At 71.2% G+C, this 18,578-nt stretch carries 15 protein-coding genes and 2 riboswitches; of the genes, 5 read left to right on the top strand and 10 right to left on the bottom strand.

All coding sequences use genetic code 11. The annotated features are described in order from the left end of the window. Positions 1-119: 119 nt before the first annotated feature. The 6 genes from CI089_RS09800 to CI089_RS09825 are packed head-to-tail and all read right to left on the bottom strand — an operon-like array spanning position 120 to position 6,650. On the bottom strand, positions 120-1,076 hold the full coding sequence (locus CI089_RS09800; protein ID WP_094261432.1) for a glycosyltransferase family 2 protein: 957 nt from the start codon (positions 1,074-1,076) through the stop codon (positions 120-122). Further along, complete coding sequence (locus tag CI089_RS09805; protein ID WP_094261433.1) at positions 1,073-2,203, bottom strand: cysteine desulfurase family protein; 1,131 nt, start codon at positions 2,201-2,203, stop codon at positions 1,073-1,075. Before CI089_RS09805 ends, CI089_RS09800 begins: the two co-directional genes overlap by 4 nt. Next, entirely contained in the window at positions 2,203-3,060 is an 858-nt protein-coding gene (nadC, locus tag CI089_RS09810; protein WP_094262442.1) for a carboxylating nicotinate-nucleotide diphosphorylase, read from the bottom strand. Before nadC ends, CI089_RS09805 begins: the two co-directional genes overlap by 1 nt. After that, positions 3,060-4,634 (bottom strand): L-aspartate oxidase, encoded by a 1,575-nt coding sequence (gene nadB, locus CI089_RS09815; protein ID WP_256977772.1) that lies wholly within the window; start codon positions 4,632-4,634, stop codon positions 3,060-3,062. The genes nadC and nadB overlap by 1 nt, the downstream gene beginning before the upstream one ends. Continuing rightward, on the bottom strand, positions 4,631-5,944 hold the full coding sequence (nadA, locus tag CI089_RS09820; RefSeq protein ID WP_094261434.1) for a quinolinate synthase NadA: 1,314 nt from the start codon (positions 5,942-5,944) through the stop codon (positions 4,631-4,633). The genes nadB and nadA overlap by 4 nt, the downstream gene beginning before the upstream one ends. A 10-nt stretch (positions 5,945-5,954) precedes the next feature. Then, positions 5,955-6,650 (bottom strand): NUDIX hydrolase, encoded by a 696-nt coding sequence (locus CI089_RS09825; protein WP_094261435.1) that lies wholly within the window; start codon positions 6,648-6,650, stop codon positions 5,955-5,957. A gap of 109 nt (positions 6,651-6,759) precedes the next feature. Between CI089_RS09825 and CI089_RS09830 the strand changes: the two genes are divergently transcribed. From CI089_RS09830 to gcvP, 4 genes are all read left to right on the top strand, one after another. Further along, positions 6,760-7,932 carry a MarP family serine protease gene (locus CI089_RS09830; RefSeq protein WP_094261436.1) on the top strand — a complete coding sequence of 391 codons (1,173 nt, stop codon included), beginning with the start codon at positions 6,760-6,762 and terminating at the stop codon, positions 7,930-7,932. Between the two features lie 79 nt (positions 7,933-8,011). Next, positions 8,012-8,103, top strand: a riboswitch (glycine riboswitch). 1 nt (position 8,104) lies between these two features. Continuing rightward, positions 8,105-8,193: riboswitch (glycine riboswitch) on the top strand. Positions 8,194-8,243: 50 nt separating this feature from the next. Next, a complete protein-coding gene (gcvT, locus tag CI089_RS09835) occupies positions 8,244-9,356 on the top strand; it encodes a glycine cleavage system aminomethyltransferase GcvT (protein ID WP_094261437.1) in 1,113 nt (370 codons plus the stop codon). Next, positions 9,353-9,736, top strand: a complete 384-nt coding sequence (gene gcvH / locus CI089_RS09840) for a glycine cleavage system protein GcvH (RefSeq protein WP_094261438.1) — start codon at positions 9,353-9,355, stop codon at positions 9,734-9,736. Before gcvT ends, gcvH begins: the two co-directional genes overlap by 4 nt. Beyond that, positions 9,733-12,609: an aminomethyl-transferring glycine dehydrogenase gene (gene gcvP, locus CI089_RS09845; RefSeq protein ID WP_094261439.1), complete on the top strand. Its 2,877-nt coding sequence runs from the start codon at positions 9,733-9,735 to the stop codon at positions 12,607-12,609. Before gcvH ends, gcvP begins: the two co-directional genes overlap by 4 nt. Before the next feature lie 98 nt (positions 12,610-12,707). Here the strand turns inward: gcvP and CI089_RS09850 are convergent, their stop codons facing one another. From CI089_RS09850 to CI089_RS09865, 4 genes are read right to left on the bottom strand one after another with little or no spacing between them, the layout of a single operon-like run. Then, positions 12,708-13,463, bottom strand: coding sequence for a CPBP family intramembrane glutamic endopeptidase (locus CI089_RS09850; RefSeq protein ID WP_094261440.1), 756 nt, complete (start codon positions 13,461-13,463; stop codon positions 12,708-12,710). A 39-nt stretch (positions 13,464-13,502) separates the two neighbouring features. Continuing rightward, on the bottom strand, positions 13,503-14,051 hold the full coding sequence (locus CI089_RS09855) for an Lrp/AsnC family transcriptional regulator (protein WP_094261441.1): 549 nt from the start codon (positions 14,049-14,051) through the stop codon (positions 13,503-13,505). Further along, positions 14,048-15,412, bottom strand: a complete 1,365-nt coding sequence (locus tag CI089_RS09860) for a M20/M25/M40 family metallo-hydrolase (RefSeq protein ID WP_094261442.1) — start codon at positions 15,410-15,412, stop codon at positions 14,048-14,050. Before CI089_RS09860 ends, CI089_RS09855 begins: the two co-directional genes overlap by 4 nt. Positions 15,413-15,414: 2 nt before the next feature. Continuing rightward, entirely contained in the window at positions 15,415-16,575 is a 1,161-nt protein-coding gene (locus tag CI089_RS09865) for a M24 family metallopeptidase (protein ID WP_143738983.1), read from the bottom strand. A gap of 374 nt (positions 16,576-16,949) precedes the next feature. On the opposite strand from CI089_RS09865, the gene CI089_RS09870 reads away from it, so the two are divergent. After that, entirely contained in the window at positions 16,950-18,560 is a 1,611-nt protein-coding gene (locus CI089_RS09870) for a peptide ABC transporter substrate-binding protein (protein ID WP_094261444.1), read from the top strand. Positions 18,561-18,578: the final 18 nt, after the last annotated feature.

An 18,578-nucleotide genomic window follows, 5' to 3' on the forward strand; every position in this document is an offset into this window, starting at 1 on the left:
GTCGTCACCCGAGGGCGGACTCCGCAGGGCCAACGCCCCGACGGGTCGATTATTCCCGGGGGCGACGACACGGCGCCAGCGTTCGCTCCGGGTCGATCAGCGCGGGCGCGCGCGATGGATCACCAGAGGCGGGCGATGTCCCACAGGTCCGTCGTCGCGGGATCGGCCGGCCGGTGGCCCGGCGCTCGTTCCCGGAAGTCGCGCACCAGCTCGCCGACCCGGCGGCGGTACTCGGGATCGGGGTGGGTCGCGGCGATGCGCACGAGCGGCGGGATGTCCATGTCGAGCACGAGGCGCACGCGGGCCGCGGCTGCAGCACGGGCATCAGCGGCGTCGAGGACGGCCAAGCCCGATCTCAGCGCGTCCAGATAGTCGGTCAGCACCGGCAGCTGCGCGCGGTGCTGGGTGATCGACGACCCGTCGGCGCGTTCGCGCCAGTGCACGACGACGTCGGGGATCACGTCGAACGCACGGGCGCGCGTGTACATCTGCTGTGCGACCAGCTGGTCCTCGTACAGCCGGTTCTCGGGGAAGCGCAGGCGGTGACGACGCCAGAACTCGATGCGGCTCGCTTTGGACCACGCGACGATGTTGCCCGAGGCTTCCGGATGGTCCGCGAGGGTCACCCCGGTGCGTGCCGGCCGCGTGGATGCCGCGACCCAGGGCTGCACGGGCCCCGGGACGTAGCCCTCGTCGGTCGGTCGCAGCCGAACGTATGCCCCGGCGACGAAGTCGGAGCCGGAGCCGTCGAGCGTGCTGACCCACCGCTGGAGCGCCGACGGGGTGAGGACGTCGTCGGCGTCGAGGAAGGCGACGAACGGCGTGTCGACGCGGTCGAGCCCCGCGTTCCTCGCGGCCCCCAGCCCGACGGGACGGTCGTGCGCGAGCACACGGAAGCGCTCGTCGGACGCGGCCGCCGCGGCGAAGACCTCGCCGGTCATGTCGCGCGAGCCGTCGTCGATGAGGATCGCGGTCCACTCGACGAGGGTCTGGGCGCGAAGCGACTCCAGTGCCTCTTCGGCATAGGGGGCGACGTCGCGGCCGGGGACGATGACGGTGACGACGGGCGGGCTCACGACCCCGATCGTACTGCCGAGACGGCGTCGGCCACGGCGACGGCCAGCGCCACCGCATCGGGCGGCGCCGCGCGATCGAAGCTGAACCTCACCGCGGTGCGGGCGTCGTCGGGACCCATGCCCATCGCGGTCAGGACGTGCGAGGGCTCGTCGCTGCCCGCGGCGCAGGCCGACCCGCTGCTCGTGACGATGCCGCGCCGTTCCAGCTCGAGGAGCACGGCCTCGCCCGAGGTCGCAGCGAACGTGAACGAGGCGAGGCCCGGAAGCCTCCGTTCCGGGTCGCCGGTGATGCGCGCGCCGGGGACGGTGTCGAGCACGCGAGCCGTGAACGCGTCGCGCGCGGCGGTGGCACGCGCAACGGCGTCGCGGCGCTCGCGCTCGGCGAGTTCGAGCGCGACGGCGAGCCCGACCGCCCCCGCGACGTTCTGCGTGCCGGAGCGCCGGCCGCGCTCCTGGCCTCCACCGTGCAGCACGGGTTCGAGCGGAAGCCGGCCGCGCACGCCGAGGACACCGATGCCCTGGGGCGCGCCGATCTTGTGCCCCGCGATGGAGAGCGCCGAGGCGCCGGTGGCGGAGAGCGGCAGCCACCCGGCGGCCTGGACGGCGTCAACGTGAAGCGGTACCGACGCAACGGCTCGCGCGATCTCGGCGACATCCTGGACGGTGCCGACCTCGTTGTTGGCGTAGCCGACGCTCACCACGGCGGTGTCATCGCGCACGGCCCGCGCGACGGCATCCGGTGTCACGCGCCCCGCGGCGTCGACGGGGAGGGCGTCGACCTCGTATCCGTGGATCCGCTCGAGATGACGGCAGACGGCGAGCACCGATTCGTGCTCCACTGCGGTCGTGACGATGTGGCCGGGGCTGCGCCCTCGGGCCCCGAGGGCGATGCCGGCGATCGCGAGATTGTTCGCCTCCGTGCCGCCGGAGGTGAAGACGATGTCACCCGCGCGCATGCCGAGCACCGTCGCGGTCCGGCGGCGGGCGTCCTCGAGCGCTCCCGCCACATCCTCGCCGACCGTGTGAACGCTCGAGGGGTTGCCGAATCGTCCCGTGAGGAAGGGAGCCATCGCCTCGAGCACCTCGCGGCGCACCGGACCGCCGGCGGCGTGATCGAGGTAGAGCATCAGTGCGCGTCGACGACGAGGTCGAGGCCGAGATCGAGGGACGGCGCGGAGTGCGTGAGCGCTCCGACCGAGATGACGTCGACGCCGGTCTCGGCGATCGCGCGCACGCTCTCGAGCGAGACCCCACCCGATGCCTCGACGGTGGCGCGATCCCCGACGAGCGCGACCCCGCGGCGCAGGTCATCGAGCGAGAAGTTGTCGAGCATGATCGTGTCGACGCCCGCCGCGAGCACGGGCTCGATCTGATCGACCCGATCGACCTCCACCTCGACGTGGGTGGTGTGCGGGAGGCGAGTCATCGCCCGCCGCAGCGCTTCGGTCAGCCCGGTGCCGTCGGCGGTGATGACGCCGAGGTGGTTGTCCTTGAGCATGACGGCATCCGACAGGGAGAACCGGTGGTTGTGGCCGCCGCCGTCCCGGACGGCCTGCCGCTCGAGCGCGCGGAGCCCCGGTGTGGTCTTGCGGGTGTCGGCGATCCGCGCACGGGTGCCCGCGACCGCGTCGACATAACGGCGCGTGAGCGTGGCGATGCCGGACATCCGCTGGGTGAGGTTCAGGCCGACCCGTTCGGCGGTCAGCACCGCGCGAGCCGGCCCGCGCACCGTCGCCACCGTGTCACCGAGGCGGATGCGGGTGCCGTCGGGCACGTCGATCACGACCTCGCACGCCGGGTCGGTGAGTGCGAAGGCGGCCGCGAACACCGACACGCCGCTGAGGATGCCGTCGACGCGGGAGACCAGCGCGGCTGTCGCGCGCGCCGAGGCGGGGATGAAGGAGTTGCTGGTGAGGTCGCCCCAGGGGGCGTCTTCGTCGAGGGCGGGGCCGACGACGGCGGCGATCTGACGGGCGGTGAGCATCATGCGACCTTCTCGGGCAGGACGGCGGGAGTGAGGGCGGCGTCGACGAACGGGACGGCGGACGCGTCGTCGCGACGGTGGTGGGCCCCGATCGACCGGGGCCGTTCGAGGGCGGCCGCGGCGACCGAGCGGGCCACCAGCAGCAGATTGGCGTCCTCGTGCTCGCGGCGCGAGCGGGGTGGTGCTGCGGCGTCGGTCCATGCGTCGAGAGCGCCGAGCGCGAGCGCGAGCCCGGCGGCATCCCGCTGCAGGCCGACGTACTGCCACATCAGCGTCTGCAGTGCCTCGCGGCTGAACGGCTCGGTCGTCGGCGTCCGTCGGGGGACCGCCGTCGCGGCGGCCGGCGTTCGAGCCGACTGCGCAGCGCCCGGGAAGACGGGAGCCACCCGTCGCGCGCCACCGGTGATCGCGTCGGCCGCGCGCGTGCCGAACACGACGGCCTCCAGCAGCGAGTTCGACGCCAGACGATTGGCCCCGTGCACGCCGGTGCGCGCCACCTCGCCGACCGCGAACAGCCCGTCGAGGTCGGTCCGGCCGTCGAGATCCGTCGCGACCCCGCCCATCATGTAGTGCGCCGCCGGAGTAACGGGAACCGGATGCCGGGACCAGTCCCACCCGCGCGCCCGTACGGCCGCGTCGATCGTCGGGAAGCGGGCCGCGAGGAACGCCGCGGTCGCCGACGGCGTCTCACGGAGCCCCGTAGCGTCGAGCAGCACCGGTCTTCCGTCCTGACGGGCCATCGCGGCCGCGATCGCTCGCGCCACGACGTCTCGTGGCGCGAGTTCCGCGTCGGGATGCGCCTGGATGCAGAAGCGGTGCCCGCGCTCGTCGACGAGGACGGCGCCCTCGCCGCGCACGGCTTCGGACACCAGCGTCCCGTCCGTCAGCGCGGTGGGGTGGAACTGCACGAACTCCAGGTCGGTGACGGTCGCGCCGGCGCGCAGGGCGAGGGCGACCCCGTCGGCCGTCGCGACCGCGGGATTGGTCGTGTGCGCATACAGCTGGCCCGCTCCGCCGGTGGCCAGGACCACCGCATCCGCCGCCAGCGTCTCGCTGCGCTCGCCCGAGAGAACCCGCACCCCTCGCACCGCTCCATCCGACACGACGAGGTCGGTGACGAGCGCGTCGCTGCGGATGTCGACGGGCGCGCGCTTCAGCGCCCGGTTCAGCGCCCGCTGGATAGCGTCGCCCGTCGCGTCGCCGCCGGCGTGCAGGATGCGCGGAACCCGGTGGGCTCCCTCGAGTCCGAGGCGCAGCGCGCCGCTGTCGTCGCGATCGAACGCGACCCCGATCGCCTCGAGCGCGCCGACGGCGTCCGGACCCGCGGCCGCGAGCACGCGGACCGCGTCGCGCTCGCCGAGGCCCGCACCGGCGCGCAGGGTGTCGTCGACGTGGGCGAGCACCGAGTCGCCCAGGGCCGTCACCGCGGCGATGCCGCCCTGCGCGTAGGCCGTGCTCCCCTCGCCGAGCGCCCCCTTCGTGACCAGCACGACCTCGCAGCCGGTGTCTGCCGCTCGCAGGGCGCACATCCCGCCGGCGAGGCCCGAGCCGACGACCACGACCCGTCGGGTCACGGCCGCGCCGCCAGCATCCGTTCGAGCGCGGCCCGCGCGGGTACCGCGACATCGTCGGAGACCTGGATGCGGTTGGGCGTCCGCCCCGCGCGCAGCTCGTCGAGGACCCACGCGAGGTAGCCGGGGTGGATCCGGTACATCGTCGAGCACGGGCACACCACGGGGTCGAGGCAGAAGATGTGGTGCTGCGGGTACTGCGCGGCGAGCCGCTGGACGAGGTTGATCTCGGTGCCGACCGCGAAGACCGAGGGCTCGGTCGCACCGTCGATCGCGCGGCGGATGTACTCCGTCGAGCCCGCCTCGTCTGCGGCGTCCACGACCGGCATCGGGCACTCGGGGTGGACGATGACGCGGACGCCGGGGTGTTCGGCGCGGGCGCGCTCGATCTGATCGACGGTGAAGCGGCGGTGCACCGAGCAGAATCCGTGCCAGAGAATGACCCGCGCGTCGCGCACGGACGCCTCGTCGTTGCCGCCCAGGGGGCGCCGAGGGTTCCACATCGGCATCCGGTCGAGGGCGACCCCCATCGCCTTCGCCGTGTTGCGGCCCAGGTGCTGGTCGGGGAAGAACAGGACGCGCCGCCCGCGGGCGAACGCCCAATCGAGCACCGTGCGCGCGTTCGACGAGGTGCACACGATGCCGCCGTTGCGGCCGACGAATCCCTTGATGGCCGCTGACGAGTTCATGTACGTGACGGGGACGATCGGGAGCAGCCCCTCCGCGTCGGGCTCGTCGAGGTCGCCGTAGATCTCCGCGAGCTGCTCCCAGCACTCCTCGACCTCATCGATCGAGGCCATGTCGGCCATCGAGCACCCGGCGGCGAGGTTCGGCAGGATGACGGCCTGCTCGGGCTGCGACAGCAGGTCGGCGGTCTCCGCCATGAAGTGCACGCCGCAGAAGACGATGGCCTCGGCCTCGGGGTGCGCCTTCGCCGCTTCGGCGAGCTGGAACGAGTCGCCCACGTAGTCCGCGTGCCGAACGACCTCCTCGCGCTGGTAGAAGTGCCCGAGGACGACGACCCGGTCGCCCAGGGCGGCTTTGGCTTCGGAGATGCGCCCGTTCAGCTCCGCCTCGTCGGCGGTCCGGTAGTACTCGGGGAGCTCACCCTGGCGCGGTGATCCGGTCGGGATGACATCGCCCATGGACGATCCCGGTCCGTAGCCCGGTCGCGTGTCGAAGCTCCAGGGCCCGACGGCGAGATCGGTGGTGCACGTCTCGGAGGTCGACGCCCCGGCGACGATCGCCTGGATGCCGTGGTCGACACTCGGGTCGATGGGTCGCGGCGACAGCGTGAGCGGAGAAGTGGTCATGCGCGTTCCTTCATCGGGGGAGCGGGCCGCGGTCGGCGAGCTCGACGTCGTGGTTGTAGCGGTACAGGCGGGCGGGACGGTGGCTGCCGGTGCGGAACTCGCGCGTCGGGATGAGGGTGCCCGACCCCTCGACCTGACGGCGGAAGTTGGCCGGGTCGAGGCGCTTGCCCCCGATGGCCTCGTAGACCTCGCGGAGCTCGGCGAGGGTGAACAGATCGGGCAGGAGTCCGTGCGCGATACGGCTGTAGCCCACCTTGTTGCGCAGCCGCCACAGCGCGTACTCGATGATGCTGCGGTGGTCGAACGCCAGCTCCGGCAGGTCCGCCGTGTCGAACCAGGCGACGTTCTCGTCCTCGGGGAGCGGTGTCGACGCGACGTCTTCGCGCACGAGCGCCCAATAGACGATCGACACGACGCGCGAGGGGGAGCGTCCGACGTCGCCGAAGACGTAGAGCTGCTCGAGATAGCTCGGGGCCAGCGCGGTGGTCTCGGCGAGGGTCCGGGATGCCGCGGCCTCGAGGTTCTCCGACACGTCGAGCCATCCGCCGGGAAGAGCCCACTGCCCGGCGTGGGGGTCGCGCGTGCGACGGACGAGGGGGAGGACGACGGACGGGAGATCGCCGCCACCGTGTCGGAGGCTGAAGATGACCGTCGACACGGCGACCCGGATGTCGTCGTGCGGCGCATCGCCGGTGCTTCGTGTCATTGTGACCCTAACTGATCGCGACGATCTTATAGTCATAGCGACACGAACGGCAAAACGGGGGACTCACAGCGGAAGCCCGTACGCTGGCAGCCGTTCCCGAGGAGGTCCTGTGCTGCTGGTCGACGTCATCGTCGTGATCCTCCTCGTCGGCTTCTTCGCCATCGGCGTCACGCGAGGCCTCGTCGCGATCGCGGGATCGCTCGCCGGGCTCGTGATCGGCTCGCTCCTCGCGGTCTGGGCCGTTCCCCTCATCGCGCCCGGTGTCGCCGACTGGGAGTACCGGTCGCTCGTGCTCGCCGTGTGCGCCATCGCGATCATCGTCCTGTGCACGGTGCTCGGCACGGCGATCGGCGCTGCCCTGCGCCGCGGGGTCGACCGGGCCAAGCTCCGCGTCCTCGACCGCATCCTCGGGGCCGGTGGGGCGACGATCGCGGGCGGTCTCGTCCTCCTGCTCGGCGCCGGCGCGGTCACCGCGAGCGGCATGCCGCTGGTCGCCACCGCGGTGGCCTCGTCGCGCGTGCTCTCCTTCATCGACGGCCTCACCCCCGACCCGGTCGACACCGCGCTCGCCGAGGTGCGCGGGTTCGTCATCGACGAGGGCATCCCGCGCATCGGCGAGCTCCTCCGCCCCGAGGTGGAGCCGACCGCCCCTGCGGTCGCACTCGACGACCCCGAGCTGCAGCGCGCCGCGGCATCCGTCGCCCGCATCAGCGGCACCGCCTATGCCTGCGGCGTGTCGATGACCGGTTCGGGCTTCGTCGCCGCCGACGGTCTCATCGTGACCAACGCACACGTCGTGGCGGGCGTCGACACGCCCGTCGTCGAGCTTCCCGGCCGCGACGCTCGCGAGGGGCGCGTGGTCTACTTCGACCCGGTCGACGACCTCGCCGTCATCGCGGTGTCCAACCTGGGTGCGACACCGCTCCCGGTCGTCCCGCCGGTCGCCGCAGGCGCCGCCGTCGCCGTCCAGGGCTATCCGCTCGGGGGCCCGTTCACGAGCGGAGCCGCCTTCGTGCTGTCGGTCGGTTCGGCGCCGGTCCCCGACATCTACGACCAGTCGAGCACGCCCCGCGAGATCTACGCGCTCGACGCCGATGTGCGGCCGGGCAACTCCGGCGGGCCGCTGCTGACCGACGCCGGTGAGGTCGCCGGCGTCGTGTTCGCGCGCGGTGCGGATGGCGAGCGACGCGGATATGCGATGACGACGACGGAGCTGCTGCCCGTGCTCGCGGGAGTCTCCGCGGACGCTCCCGCCGTGCGTCCCGGGAGCTGCACCCGCTGATCGGCGGCGCCGCGCCCATCGCCCGCGCGTTCTCGCGAGCGGTGACGCTATGCTGATCGCGCAACTGAAGACAGGCCGCATGACGCACGCGGGAGAGCCCCGGAGCAATCCGGGCACCGAAGGAGCAAGCCTCCCCGCCAATCTCTCAGGTCCGCGTACCGCGCGCGTCCGGCCGCTCTGGAAAGCGATCCCCTCGGGGGTCCGCCGACGGTGAAAGCCGGGTTCGCCCGGTGAAACTCTCAGGCCCAAGACAGAGGGGGAGTTCCGGATGCCGCAGCCGTGGCAGCCGCCCGCCCGCAACGGGAGAACTCATGTCAGATCCCCGCTCCACCGTCCTGCATCATCGTCACGCCGCTCTCGGCGCGTCCTTCACCGACTTCGGCGGCTGGCTCATGCCCGTCCGCTACACCTCAGACCTGGCCGAGCACCACGCGGTGCGCACCGCCGCCGGCCTGTTCGACATCTCGCACATGGCCGAGTTCGAGGTGACCGGGTCGGTCGCCGGCGAGTGCCTCGACGCCGCGCTCGCGGGGGCGATCTCGACGATGCGCGTCGGGAAGGCGAAGTACTCGCTCGTCCTCGCCGACGACGGCGGCATCGTCGACGACGTCATCGTCTACCGCATCGGCGACGAGCGCTTCCTGATCATCGCGAACGCCGGCAACCGCGCGGCGGTGTGGGCCGCGCTGCAGGAGCGGTCCGAAGGCTGGGATGCCGAGGTCCGCGACCTGACCGACGACTACGCCCTCCTCGCCGTCCAGGGCCCCGCGGCGCTGGCCGTGCTCGAGGCCACCCCGGGTCTGTCGACTCCCGGCGTCGCACTCGCCGACACGCGCTACTACGCGTGGACGGCGGGCGAGTTCGCTGGCGAGCCCGTGCTCCTGGCTCGCACCGGGTACACCGGCGAAGACGGGTTCGAGCTGATGATCCCGGCGGGCACGGCCGAAGCCCTCTGGGACGCCCTGCTCGCGGCCGGGTCGCCGCTCGGGCTCGCGCCTGCGGGACTCGCCTCGCGCGACACGCTTCGGCTCGAGGCCGGGATGCCGCTCTACGGACACGAGCTGTCGCTCGACATCGCTCCCGCACAGGCGGGCCTCGACCGTGTCGTCGCCGCCGACAAAGGCGCGTTCGTCGGCCGAGAAGGCCTGGCCGCGCGCGCACCCGATCGTGCTCCCGTGCTCGTCGGTCTCGTCTCCGAGGGCCGCCGCGCCGGCCGAGCGGGCTACGCCGTGCTCGGCCCCGACGGCGAGCGCGTCGGCGAGGTCACCAGCGGCGCGCTGAGCCCGACGCTCGGGCATCCCATCGCCATGGCTTACGTGGCACCCGAACACGCCGCGCCCGGCACCGAGCTCGGTCTCGATGTCCGCGGTACCCGCATCCCCGCCACCGTCACCACGCTGCCGTTCTACCGGAGGAAGAAATGACCGATCTCGACGCCTTGAAGTACACCGCCGAGCACGAGTGGGTCGCCCTCTCGGGTACCACCGCGACCATCGGCATCACCGATTACGCCGCCGAGAAGCTGGGCGACGTCGTGTTCGTCGATCTCCCCGCCGTCGGCACGGCCGTCACCGCCGACACCGTCTGCGGTGAGATCGAGTCGACGAAATCGGTCGGCGAGCTCTACGCCCCGCTCAGCGGAACGGTCATCGAGATTAACGAAGCGGTCGCCGACGACCCGTCGCTCGTCAACGCCGGTCCGTTCGGCGACGGATGGCTGATCCGCATCGAGATCGAGCCCGCCGACGCGGACGCGCTGCTCGACCGCGCGGCGTACCTCGCGCTCACCGGCGGAGACCGATGACCTCCGCTTTCGCCGCCCGGCACATCGGCACCGACGGCGACGCGCAGCGGCGGATGCTCGACGCCCTCGGGTATCCCGACGTCGACGCCCTGCTCGCGCGAGCTGTGCCGGCCGCCATCCAGGTCGAGGCGGTTTCCGACAGCGTCATCCCGGCGGCGGTGGCGGAGCACGAGGCACTCGCGGAGCTGCGGGCGATGGCGTCGCGCAACCGTCCGGCGCGGTCCATGATCGGCCTCGGGTACTACGACACCTTCACGCCCGCCGTGATCCAGCGCAACGTCCTCGAGAACCCTTCCTGGTACACCGCGTACACGCCGTACCAGCCGGAGATCTCGCAGGGCCGGCTGGAGGCGCTCATCAACTTCCAGACGATGGTCACCGACCTGACCGAGCTGGCGACGGCGAACGCGTCGATGCTCGATGAGGCCACGGCCGTCGTCGAGGGCATGCTCGTGGCACGCCGGGCGTCGAAGTCGCGGAGCAACGTGTTCCTCGTCGACGCCGATGCGCTGCCGCAGACGAAGGCGCTGCTCGGACATCGTGCCGAGGCGCTCGGCATCGAACTGCGCGAGGTCGACTTCGCCGGCGCCGCCGCGCGCCCGTCCGACGAGCCGGTTTTCGGGGCGTTCGTGCAATACCCCGGAGCGTCCGGCCGGGTGTGGGACCCCAGCACCGTCATCGGCGAGGTGCAGGCCGCCGGCGGTCTCGTCGTCGTCGCCGCGGATCTGCTCGCGCTGACCCTGCTGCGATCACCCGGCTCGCTCGGCGCGGATGTGGCCGTCGGCACGACGCAGCGTTTCGGCGTACCTATGGGCTTCGGCGGCCCGCACGCCGGGTACATGGCGGTGCGCTCCGGTCTCGAACGGCAGCTGCCCGGGCGCCTCGTGGGCGTCTCGGTCGACGCCGCGGGCGATCCGGCGTACCGGCTGTCGCTCCAGACCCGCGAGCAGCACATCCGGCGCGAGAAGGCGACGTCGAACATCTGCACCGCGCAGGTGCTGCTCGCCGTGATGGCGTCGATGTACGCCGTCTACCACGGGCCGGACGGGCTGCGGCGCATCGCCGAGTCCGTCGCCGGGCACGCGGCCCTGCTCGCCGAGTGGCTGGCCGACGCCGGGGTCGAGGTCGAGCACGACGCCTTCTTCGACACGCTCACCGTGCGGGCATCCGGACGGGCCGCCGAGGTCGTCGCAGCGGCCCGGGAGCTCGGGTATCAACTGTGGCACCGCGATGCCGACACCGTCGGGGTCTCCGTCGACGAGACGACGACCGTCAGCGATCTGCACGCGATCGTGCGTGCGTTCGGCGGTCCCGAGCAGCGGGCCTTCGCATTCGTGGCCGGGTCCACGTGGCGCGACCGGCATGCCCCGGCCTCGCTCCAGCGCGAAGACGAGTACCTCACGCATCCGGTCTTCACCAGCCATCACTCCGAGACGGCGATGATGCGCTATCTCAAGCGCCTCGCCGACCGCGACTACGCGCTCGACCGCGGGATGATCCCGCTCGGGTCGTGCACGATGAAGCTCAACGCCGCGACCGAGATGGCCCCGGTGACCTGGCCGGAGTTCGCGCGCGTGCATCCGTTCGCCCCCGCCGACGACGTGCGCGGGTATCTCGACCTCGTCGAGCAGCTCGAGGCCTGGCTCGCCGAGGTCACGGGGTACGACGCCGTGTCGCTGCAGCCCAACGCCGGCTCGCAGGGCGAGCTCGCCGGGCTCCTCGCGATCCGCGGCTACCACCGATCGCGCGGCGACCACGACCGCACCGTCTGCCTCATCCCGTCGTCGGCCCACGGCACCAACGCCGCCTCCGCCGTGCTGGCGGGCATGCGCGTCGTCGTCGTCGCCTGCGACGAGGCCGGCAACGTCGATCTCGACGACCTTCGCGCCAAGATCGACGAGAACGCCGCGGCGCTCTCCGCCCTGATGATCACGTATCCGTCCACCCACGGCGTCTATGAGCACGAGGTGCTCGCGATCACCGAGGCAGTGCACGCCGCGGGCGGCCAGGTGTACGTCGACGGCGCGAACCTCAATGCGCTCCTCGGGTACGCCCGCTTCGGCGATCTCGGCGGTGACGTGTCGCACCTCAACCTCCACAAGACCTTCGCCATCCCGCACGGCGGCGGCGGACCGGGTGTGGGTCCCGTGGCGGCCAAGGCCCATCTGGCCGCGTTCCTGCCGTCGCATCCGTTCGCGCAGCGCGCGGAGCACGCCGGCGGGTTCGTCTTCGCGGGCGGTCCGGTCTCGGCGGCGCCCTACGGCTCGGCATCCATCCTCCCGATCTCGTGGGCGTATGTGCGCATGCTGGGTGCAGCCGGGCTGCGGTCGGCCACGGGAGCGGCTGTGCTCGCGGCGAATTACGTCGCGGTGCGGCTGCGTGATCACTACCCGGTGCTCTACGCGGGTGAAGGGGGGCTCGTCGCCCACGAGTGCATCCTCGACCTCCGCCCGCTGCGCGAGCGCACCGGCATCACCGTGGACGACGTCGCGAAGCGGCTGATCGACTACGGCTTCCACGCGCCGACGATGTCGTTCCCCGTGGCGGGAACACTCATGGTCGAGCCGACGGAGTCGGAGGATCTCGCCGAGATCGACCGTTTCGTCGAGGCGATGATCGCCATCCGCGCCGAGGCCGAGCGGGTCGCCGCGGGGGAGTGGCCCGCCGACGACAACCCGCTCGTCGGAGCTCCGCATACGGCAGAGGCGGTGGTCGCATCGGATTGGTCGCACGCGTACTCCCGCGAGGAGGCCGTCTATCCCGTGCGAGCCCTCGTCCGGGGCAAGTACTGGCCGCCGGTGCGCCGCATCGACCAGGCCTACGGCGACCGCAACCTCATGTGCGCCTGCCCGCCCCCGGAGGCCTTCGCCTGACGCCGGGGTGAGTTCGCGAGAACGCACCGTCCCGTCGAGCACGCACCGTCTAACGTGCGTGCTCGGCGCGGGGGTGCGTTGTCGGCGGGCGCGACGGGTCAGAAGAGGGCGGGCCACCACGACGCGGCGAGCGGATAGCCGATGAAGGCGATGAGATCGATCGCGACGTGCGCGACGACGAGCGGCATGACCCGGCCCCAGCGGTGATAGACCCACCCGAAGACGACGCCCATGGCGATGTTCCCGAAGATCGGACCGATGCCCTGGTACGCGTGGTACGCCCCGCGGAGCGCCGCCGTCGACAGGATGATCGTCCAGGTGCTCCAGCCGAGCCGACGCAGCCGGTCGAACAGGTAGCCGATGAAGATGACCTCTTCGGTGAGGCCGGCCCGCAGCGCCGCGAGGGTGAGGAGGAGGATGGCCGTCCACCCGCCGTCGAGGGGCGCGGCCCCCACCTGGACGGTGATCCCGAGAGCGCGCCCGAGAGCGTAGAGCCCGAGTCCGGGCACGCCGATGAGGATGACGAGCAGGATGCCGGCGCCGGCATCCTTCCCGAACATGCGGAAGTCCAGGCCGATCCGGCGCAGCGCCGAGCGGCCGGGCTCCCAGAGGAAGTAGATCGCCAGAGCGACGGGCGCGAGGTTGAAGATGTTCGCGAAGACCTGGGAGACCACCTGCCACGGGTCGACGGTCGCCGCGCCCGGATTGAGCGAGGTCGACTGGTCGCCGAGGCTCACCGGGCTCGTCACCGCCTCGAGGAACGACAGCACCGAGAAGAACGCCGACCGGCCGACCGAGAGCGCCAGGATGAGGGCGATCTCCCACCACAGGCGGGTCCGTGACACGTGCGACATTGTTCCTCCCGGGTCGATGTTAAGCGGGGGGCCAGCGGGTCACGGGCGGCGGCGTTTGCGCGCGGGCGTCTCGGTCGCCAGGACGTGCTGCAGCGGCTCGGGATCGGCGAGGCGGCCGATAGCGAGCATGGTCTCGACGCGGTCGATGCCCGGGATCGGCCAGACCTGCTCGACGAGCAGTCGCTGCAGATCGGAGTGGTCGCGGACGCGGAACCGCGCCATCAGGTCGTACCCTGCCGCCAGGACGATGACCTCGGTCATGGCGTCGATCGCCTTGAGCGCGGTCAGCACCGCGGCGGCGTCGGCGTTCCCGGTCAGCCGTAACGGCATCACGACGAGCATCGGATAGCCCAGCGCCGCCCAGTCGAGCTCGATCGTGTGCCGGCGGATGACGTGCCCGCGTTCCATCCGCGCGATGCGTTCCGCGACCGCCGGAGCCGACATCCCGACGTCCGCCGCGATGCTGCGCATCGACGCGCGGGCGTCCTCGTGCAGGCGATGCAGGATCCGGCGGTCGACGTCGTCGATCTCGAGGACCTCGCGCTCGGGTTCGAGCAGCGAGCGCAGGTGCGCTGGATCGGTCGTCATGCCCCTCCCCGGGGTGTGTCGGCGAAGCCGCTGCGTTCGAGCTCCCGGAGGACGTCGAGGGTGAACTGGACGTGGTCGAGGAAGTCTTCGATGTAGCCGTGCTCATCGTCGCCGTGCATGTTCCCGGCAGGTCGCAGGGTGCCGGTGGGGGAGATGATGGGGGCTCCGAGGTGCTCGAGGAACAGGGCGCCGGGACCCGCTCCCGTCATCACGTCGTAGACGACCGCCTCGGCGCCGAAGGCATGCCCGGCAGCGCGCACGACGGCCTCGCCGAAGGCGGACTCGACCGGAGAGTACGCGGGCGCGAGGGCGCGGATGACGGATACCGAGATGTCCGGATGCCGTGCGGCGAGGTGGGCGCGGACAGCATCCACCACGCGCTCCGGCTGCATCCCGGGGACGAGGCCGAAGCGCACGCGTGCTGAGGCCGACGCCGGAATGCTCTGCCGCACGCCGTCGTCGAGGTCGAATCCGGAGAGACTCATCGACGGCTCGAAGACGAACCGCGTCGAGAGCTCCGAATCCGTCCCCGGTAAGTACGGCGTCACGCCGTCGCGGGCGATGGACGCTCCGGGCAGGGTGATGTCCGCCGTGCGGCGACGCGCGCGTTCGTCCGGGACGATCGCCTCATCCCGCACGCCGGCGACCGCGATCCGGCCGTCGTCGGTGCGCATCGACGAGATCGCCGCCATCAGCTCAAGCGGTGCGGATCGGAGGATCGAAGAGTACGACGGATGCTGCGCGGCAGCGAGGATGTCGAGCGACAGCTCGACCTCGAGCGAGCCCCGGCATCCGAACCCGACGGCCGGACGCCCGTCCTCCTCGCGGAGGTAGCTCTCCCACAGGCACGCGTCGGCGCGCAGCTCGGCCGCGTGCGCGGCGAGGACCGTGTCCAGGCCCGGGCTGCCGATCTCCTCGCACGGGTCCGCGAGGTAGATGACGCCGAACGGGGTCTGCCCGTCGTGGTCCTCGATCCAGAGGCGAAGCGAGGCGAGGCGGCCCGCCACGTCGGCCTTGTCGTCGCACGCGCCGCGCGCGTACATCGCACCGTCCCGGATCTCCGCGGCGTACGGCAGCGAGGTCCAGCGCGCCGGATCGCCCTCGGGCTGGACGTCGTAGTGGTTGTACAGCAGCAGCGACGCATCGCGCGTCCCGGCGCGGAAACCGACGACGACGGGGCCATAACCGGGGATGTCGTAGCGCACGACGCGGTCCATCAACGGCGCGAGGCGCTCCTCGATCCAGTCGGCGGCCGCTGCGATCGCGTCGAGTCGACCGGCGACCGTCGGGAACCGGCACAGTTCCCGCCAGCTCGCGACGATCTCGTCGGCGCGGTCGTCGATCCGGGGGTCGCGCGCCATCCTCACTTGCCCCGGGGCAGCGAGACGGGCACGAGGTCGTAGGGATAGTCCGAGATGAGCTCGTAGCCGTCCTCGGTCACCAGCACGATGTCCTCGAGGCGAACGCCGCCGAAGCCCTGGCGGTAGCAGCCCGGCTCGATGGCGATGACGTCACCGGCGACGAGGACGGCATCGTTCTGGTTGAGGCTCGGCGGTTCGTGCACCTCGAGGCCCACGCCGTGTCCGAGCGAGTGGAAGTACCCCTCGTCGAGCACCTCACCCGGCTTCTTCGTCAGCTGGGTGGGCTGGCCGGCGGCCTCGATGGGCTCGCACGAGATGCGGTGCAGCTCCGCCACCGGCAGCCCCGGACGGATCGCGGCGAGCGTCGCGTCGAACGACTTCTTGACGATGTCGTAGTAGAAGGCGAGCTCGTCGTCGATGTCGCCCTTGACGAAGGTCCGGGTCATGTCCGAGTTCCCGCCCGAGGCGATGTCGCGCGGGCAGATGTCGACCGTGACGGGCTCGCCTTCGAAGATCTGACCCGATCCGGCGTGGTGCCCGATGCACGTCTGCGCTCCGTGGGCGACGATCATGCCCGCGTCTTCGCAGCCGTTGCGGAGGAAGACCGACCGGATGCGGTCCTTGAGGTCCTCGCAGGTCAGCGGCGCGCCGTCGAGCAGAAGGCCGCCGTCGGCGTCGACGGTGGCGCGGTCCATGGCATCCGCGACGAGCGAGACGCCCGCTTCAGCGGCGACCTGCGCCCGACGGATGCCGGCCAGCTCGTGCGGAGTCTTCACGCGACGGCGCTGTACGAACAGTTCGCGGTCGACGCGGACCTCCACCCCGTTGGCGCGCAGGTGATCGGCCACCTCGAGCGGGAAGGTGGGAGGCACAGTGGCGCGTGTCACGCCGAGCCTGCGGCAGGCGGTGACGAGAGTGGAGAGCTCCGCGAGGTCCGGGTCCTGGCCGGCGGCGCGGAAGTCATCGAACCCGAGCTCGTCGAGGGGGAACACGGTCATACCCGGCACATCGCGCATGCGCGCCGCCTCGAGCGACTTGATGGCCACGTGCGGCGCGCCATCGACCTCGATGTAGAGGAACGGATCGTGAACGTCGTGGGGGATGACGTGGCGCATGTCCGCGGCCAGCGTGCTCGCGTAGATGAGGATGGCGTCGTCCACCACAGCGGCTCTCCTTGGGTCGTGGGTTCCGATGGGATCCGGAACGACTCGACCTTACATCAGGGTGGTGCTAGACCCCGTTCACCTTTCCATCGAAGGTGACCGTGGGCCTTTGTGATTGCAGTGCAAGGTGTTGGTGGATGGTTTCGATCGAGTGCCCGGCGTGCCGGTTGACGCACCGCGCAGAGGGCGAGCCTCACCCGGTGCACGATGACAACCCCACGGGCGCGATTGTTGCCGACATGTAACGGTTTGGGCCTGGATGCGGTCACAGGACGGGAGCGCGCTTATCGTCGGGGGTATATCCCGTGCTCCGGACACCGGTGTGTCTTCGCCGCCGTCGACCGTGAGCGCGTACCCGTCACCCAGGAGGAAACATGTCGAGACGACGTTGGGGAGTCGGCGCGATCGCGCTGGTGTCCGCCGTCACGCTCACGCTGGCCGGTTGCTCGGCCGGCGGCGACAGCAACACGGGCGGGGGCTCCAACGCCTCCGCGATCATCACCACGAACGGCACCGAGCCGCAGAACCCGCTGCTGACGTTCGGCACCACCGAGACCGGCGGCGGCCGCATCCTCACCTCGATGTACGCGGGCCTGGTCAGCTACAAGGCCGACGGCACGATCGAGAACGAGGTCGCTTCCTCGATCGAGAGCGATGACAACGTCGTCTGGACGATCACCGTCGCCGACGGCTGGAAGTTCACCAACGGTGAGGAGATCACCGCTCAGACGTTCGTCGATACCTGGACCGCCGGCGCGCAGGACGAGAACGGCGCGTACTGGTTCTACACGATCGAGGGCGCGTCCGACGACGGCAGCACCGCACCCACCGGCCTCACGGTCGTCGACGACATGACCTTCACGGTCACCCTCAAGGCTCCCGACGCGGACTTCCCGCTGCGCCTCGGCTACACGGCTTACATGCCGCTGCCGTCCGTCGCGTTCGAGGACCTCGAGGCGTTCGGCGAGAACCCCGTCGGCAACGGCCCGTACATGCTCGACGGCGAGGGCGCATGGCGCCACAACGAGGGCATCAACCTCGTGCCGAACCCCGACTACAAGGGTGTGCGCGAGGTCAAGAACGACGGTCTGAACATCGTCTTCTACACCTCTCTCGAGTCGGCCTACGCCGACGCGCAGGGCGGCAACCTCGACGTGCTCGATACTGTTCCCGACACCGCGTTCGCGACCTACGAGACGGACTTCCCGGAGCGTTCGGTCAACCAGCCCGCGGCGATCTACCAGGGCTTCAACATCCCCTTCTACCTGCCGAACTTCGGCAACGACGAAGAGGGGCAGCTGCGTCGCGCGGCGATCTCGATGGCGATCAACCGCGAAGAGATCACCGACACGATCTTCCAGGGCACCCGCACGCCGGCCACCGACTTCACGTCGCCGGTCGTCGAGGGCTGGAGCGACGACCTGCCCGGCTCGGAGGTCCTCGAGTACAACCCCGAAGAGGCGAAGGCGAAGTGGGCCGAGGCCGAGGCGATCAGCCCGTACGCCGGACCGTTCACCATCACGTACAACTCCGACGGCGGCCACCAGGCCTGGGTGGATGCTGTCGCGAACAGCATCGCCAACACGCTCGGTATCGAGGCGGTCGGTTCGCCGCAGCCGACGTTCGCCGCTGCGCTCGACCTGCGCACGAGCGGCACCCTCACCGGCGCCACCCGCGCCGGATGGCAGGCGGACTACCCGTCGCAGGGTAACTTCCTGTCGGCGCAGTACAGCACCGGCGCCAGCTCGAACTACGAGGGCTACACCAACCCCGAGTTCGACCAGCTGCTGACCCAGGCTGCATCGGCTCCGTCCATCGAGGACGCTGCCGGCCTGTACGAGCAGGCTCAGGAAATCCTGATGCGCGATCTGCCCAGCGTTCCGCTGTGGTACCAGAACGCCGTCGGTGTCTGGGGCGAGGGCGTCGACAACGTCGTCTTCGGCTGGGACTCGGTGCCGCTCTACAACCAGGTCACCAAGGGCTGAGTTCGGCTCCAGGCGATC

It is taken from the genome of Microbacterium sp. Yaish 1, assembly GCF_002245215.1.
GTDB lineage: Bacteria > Actinomycetota > Actinomycetes > Actinomycetales > Microbacteriaceae > Microbacterium.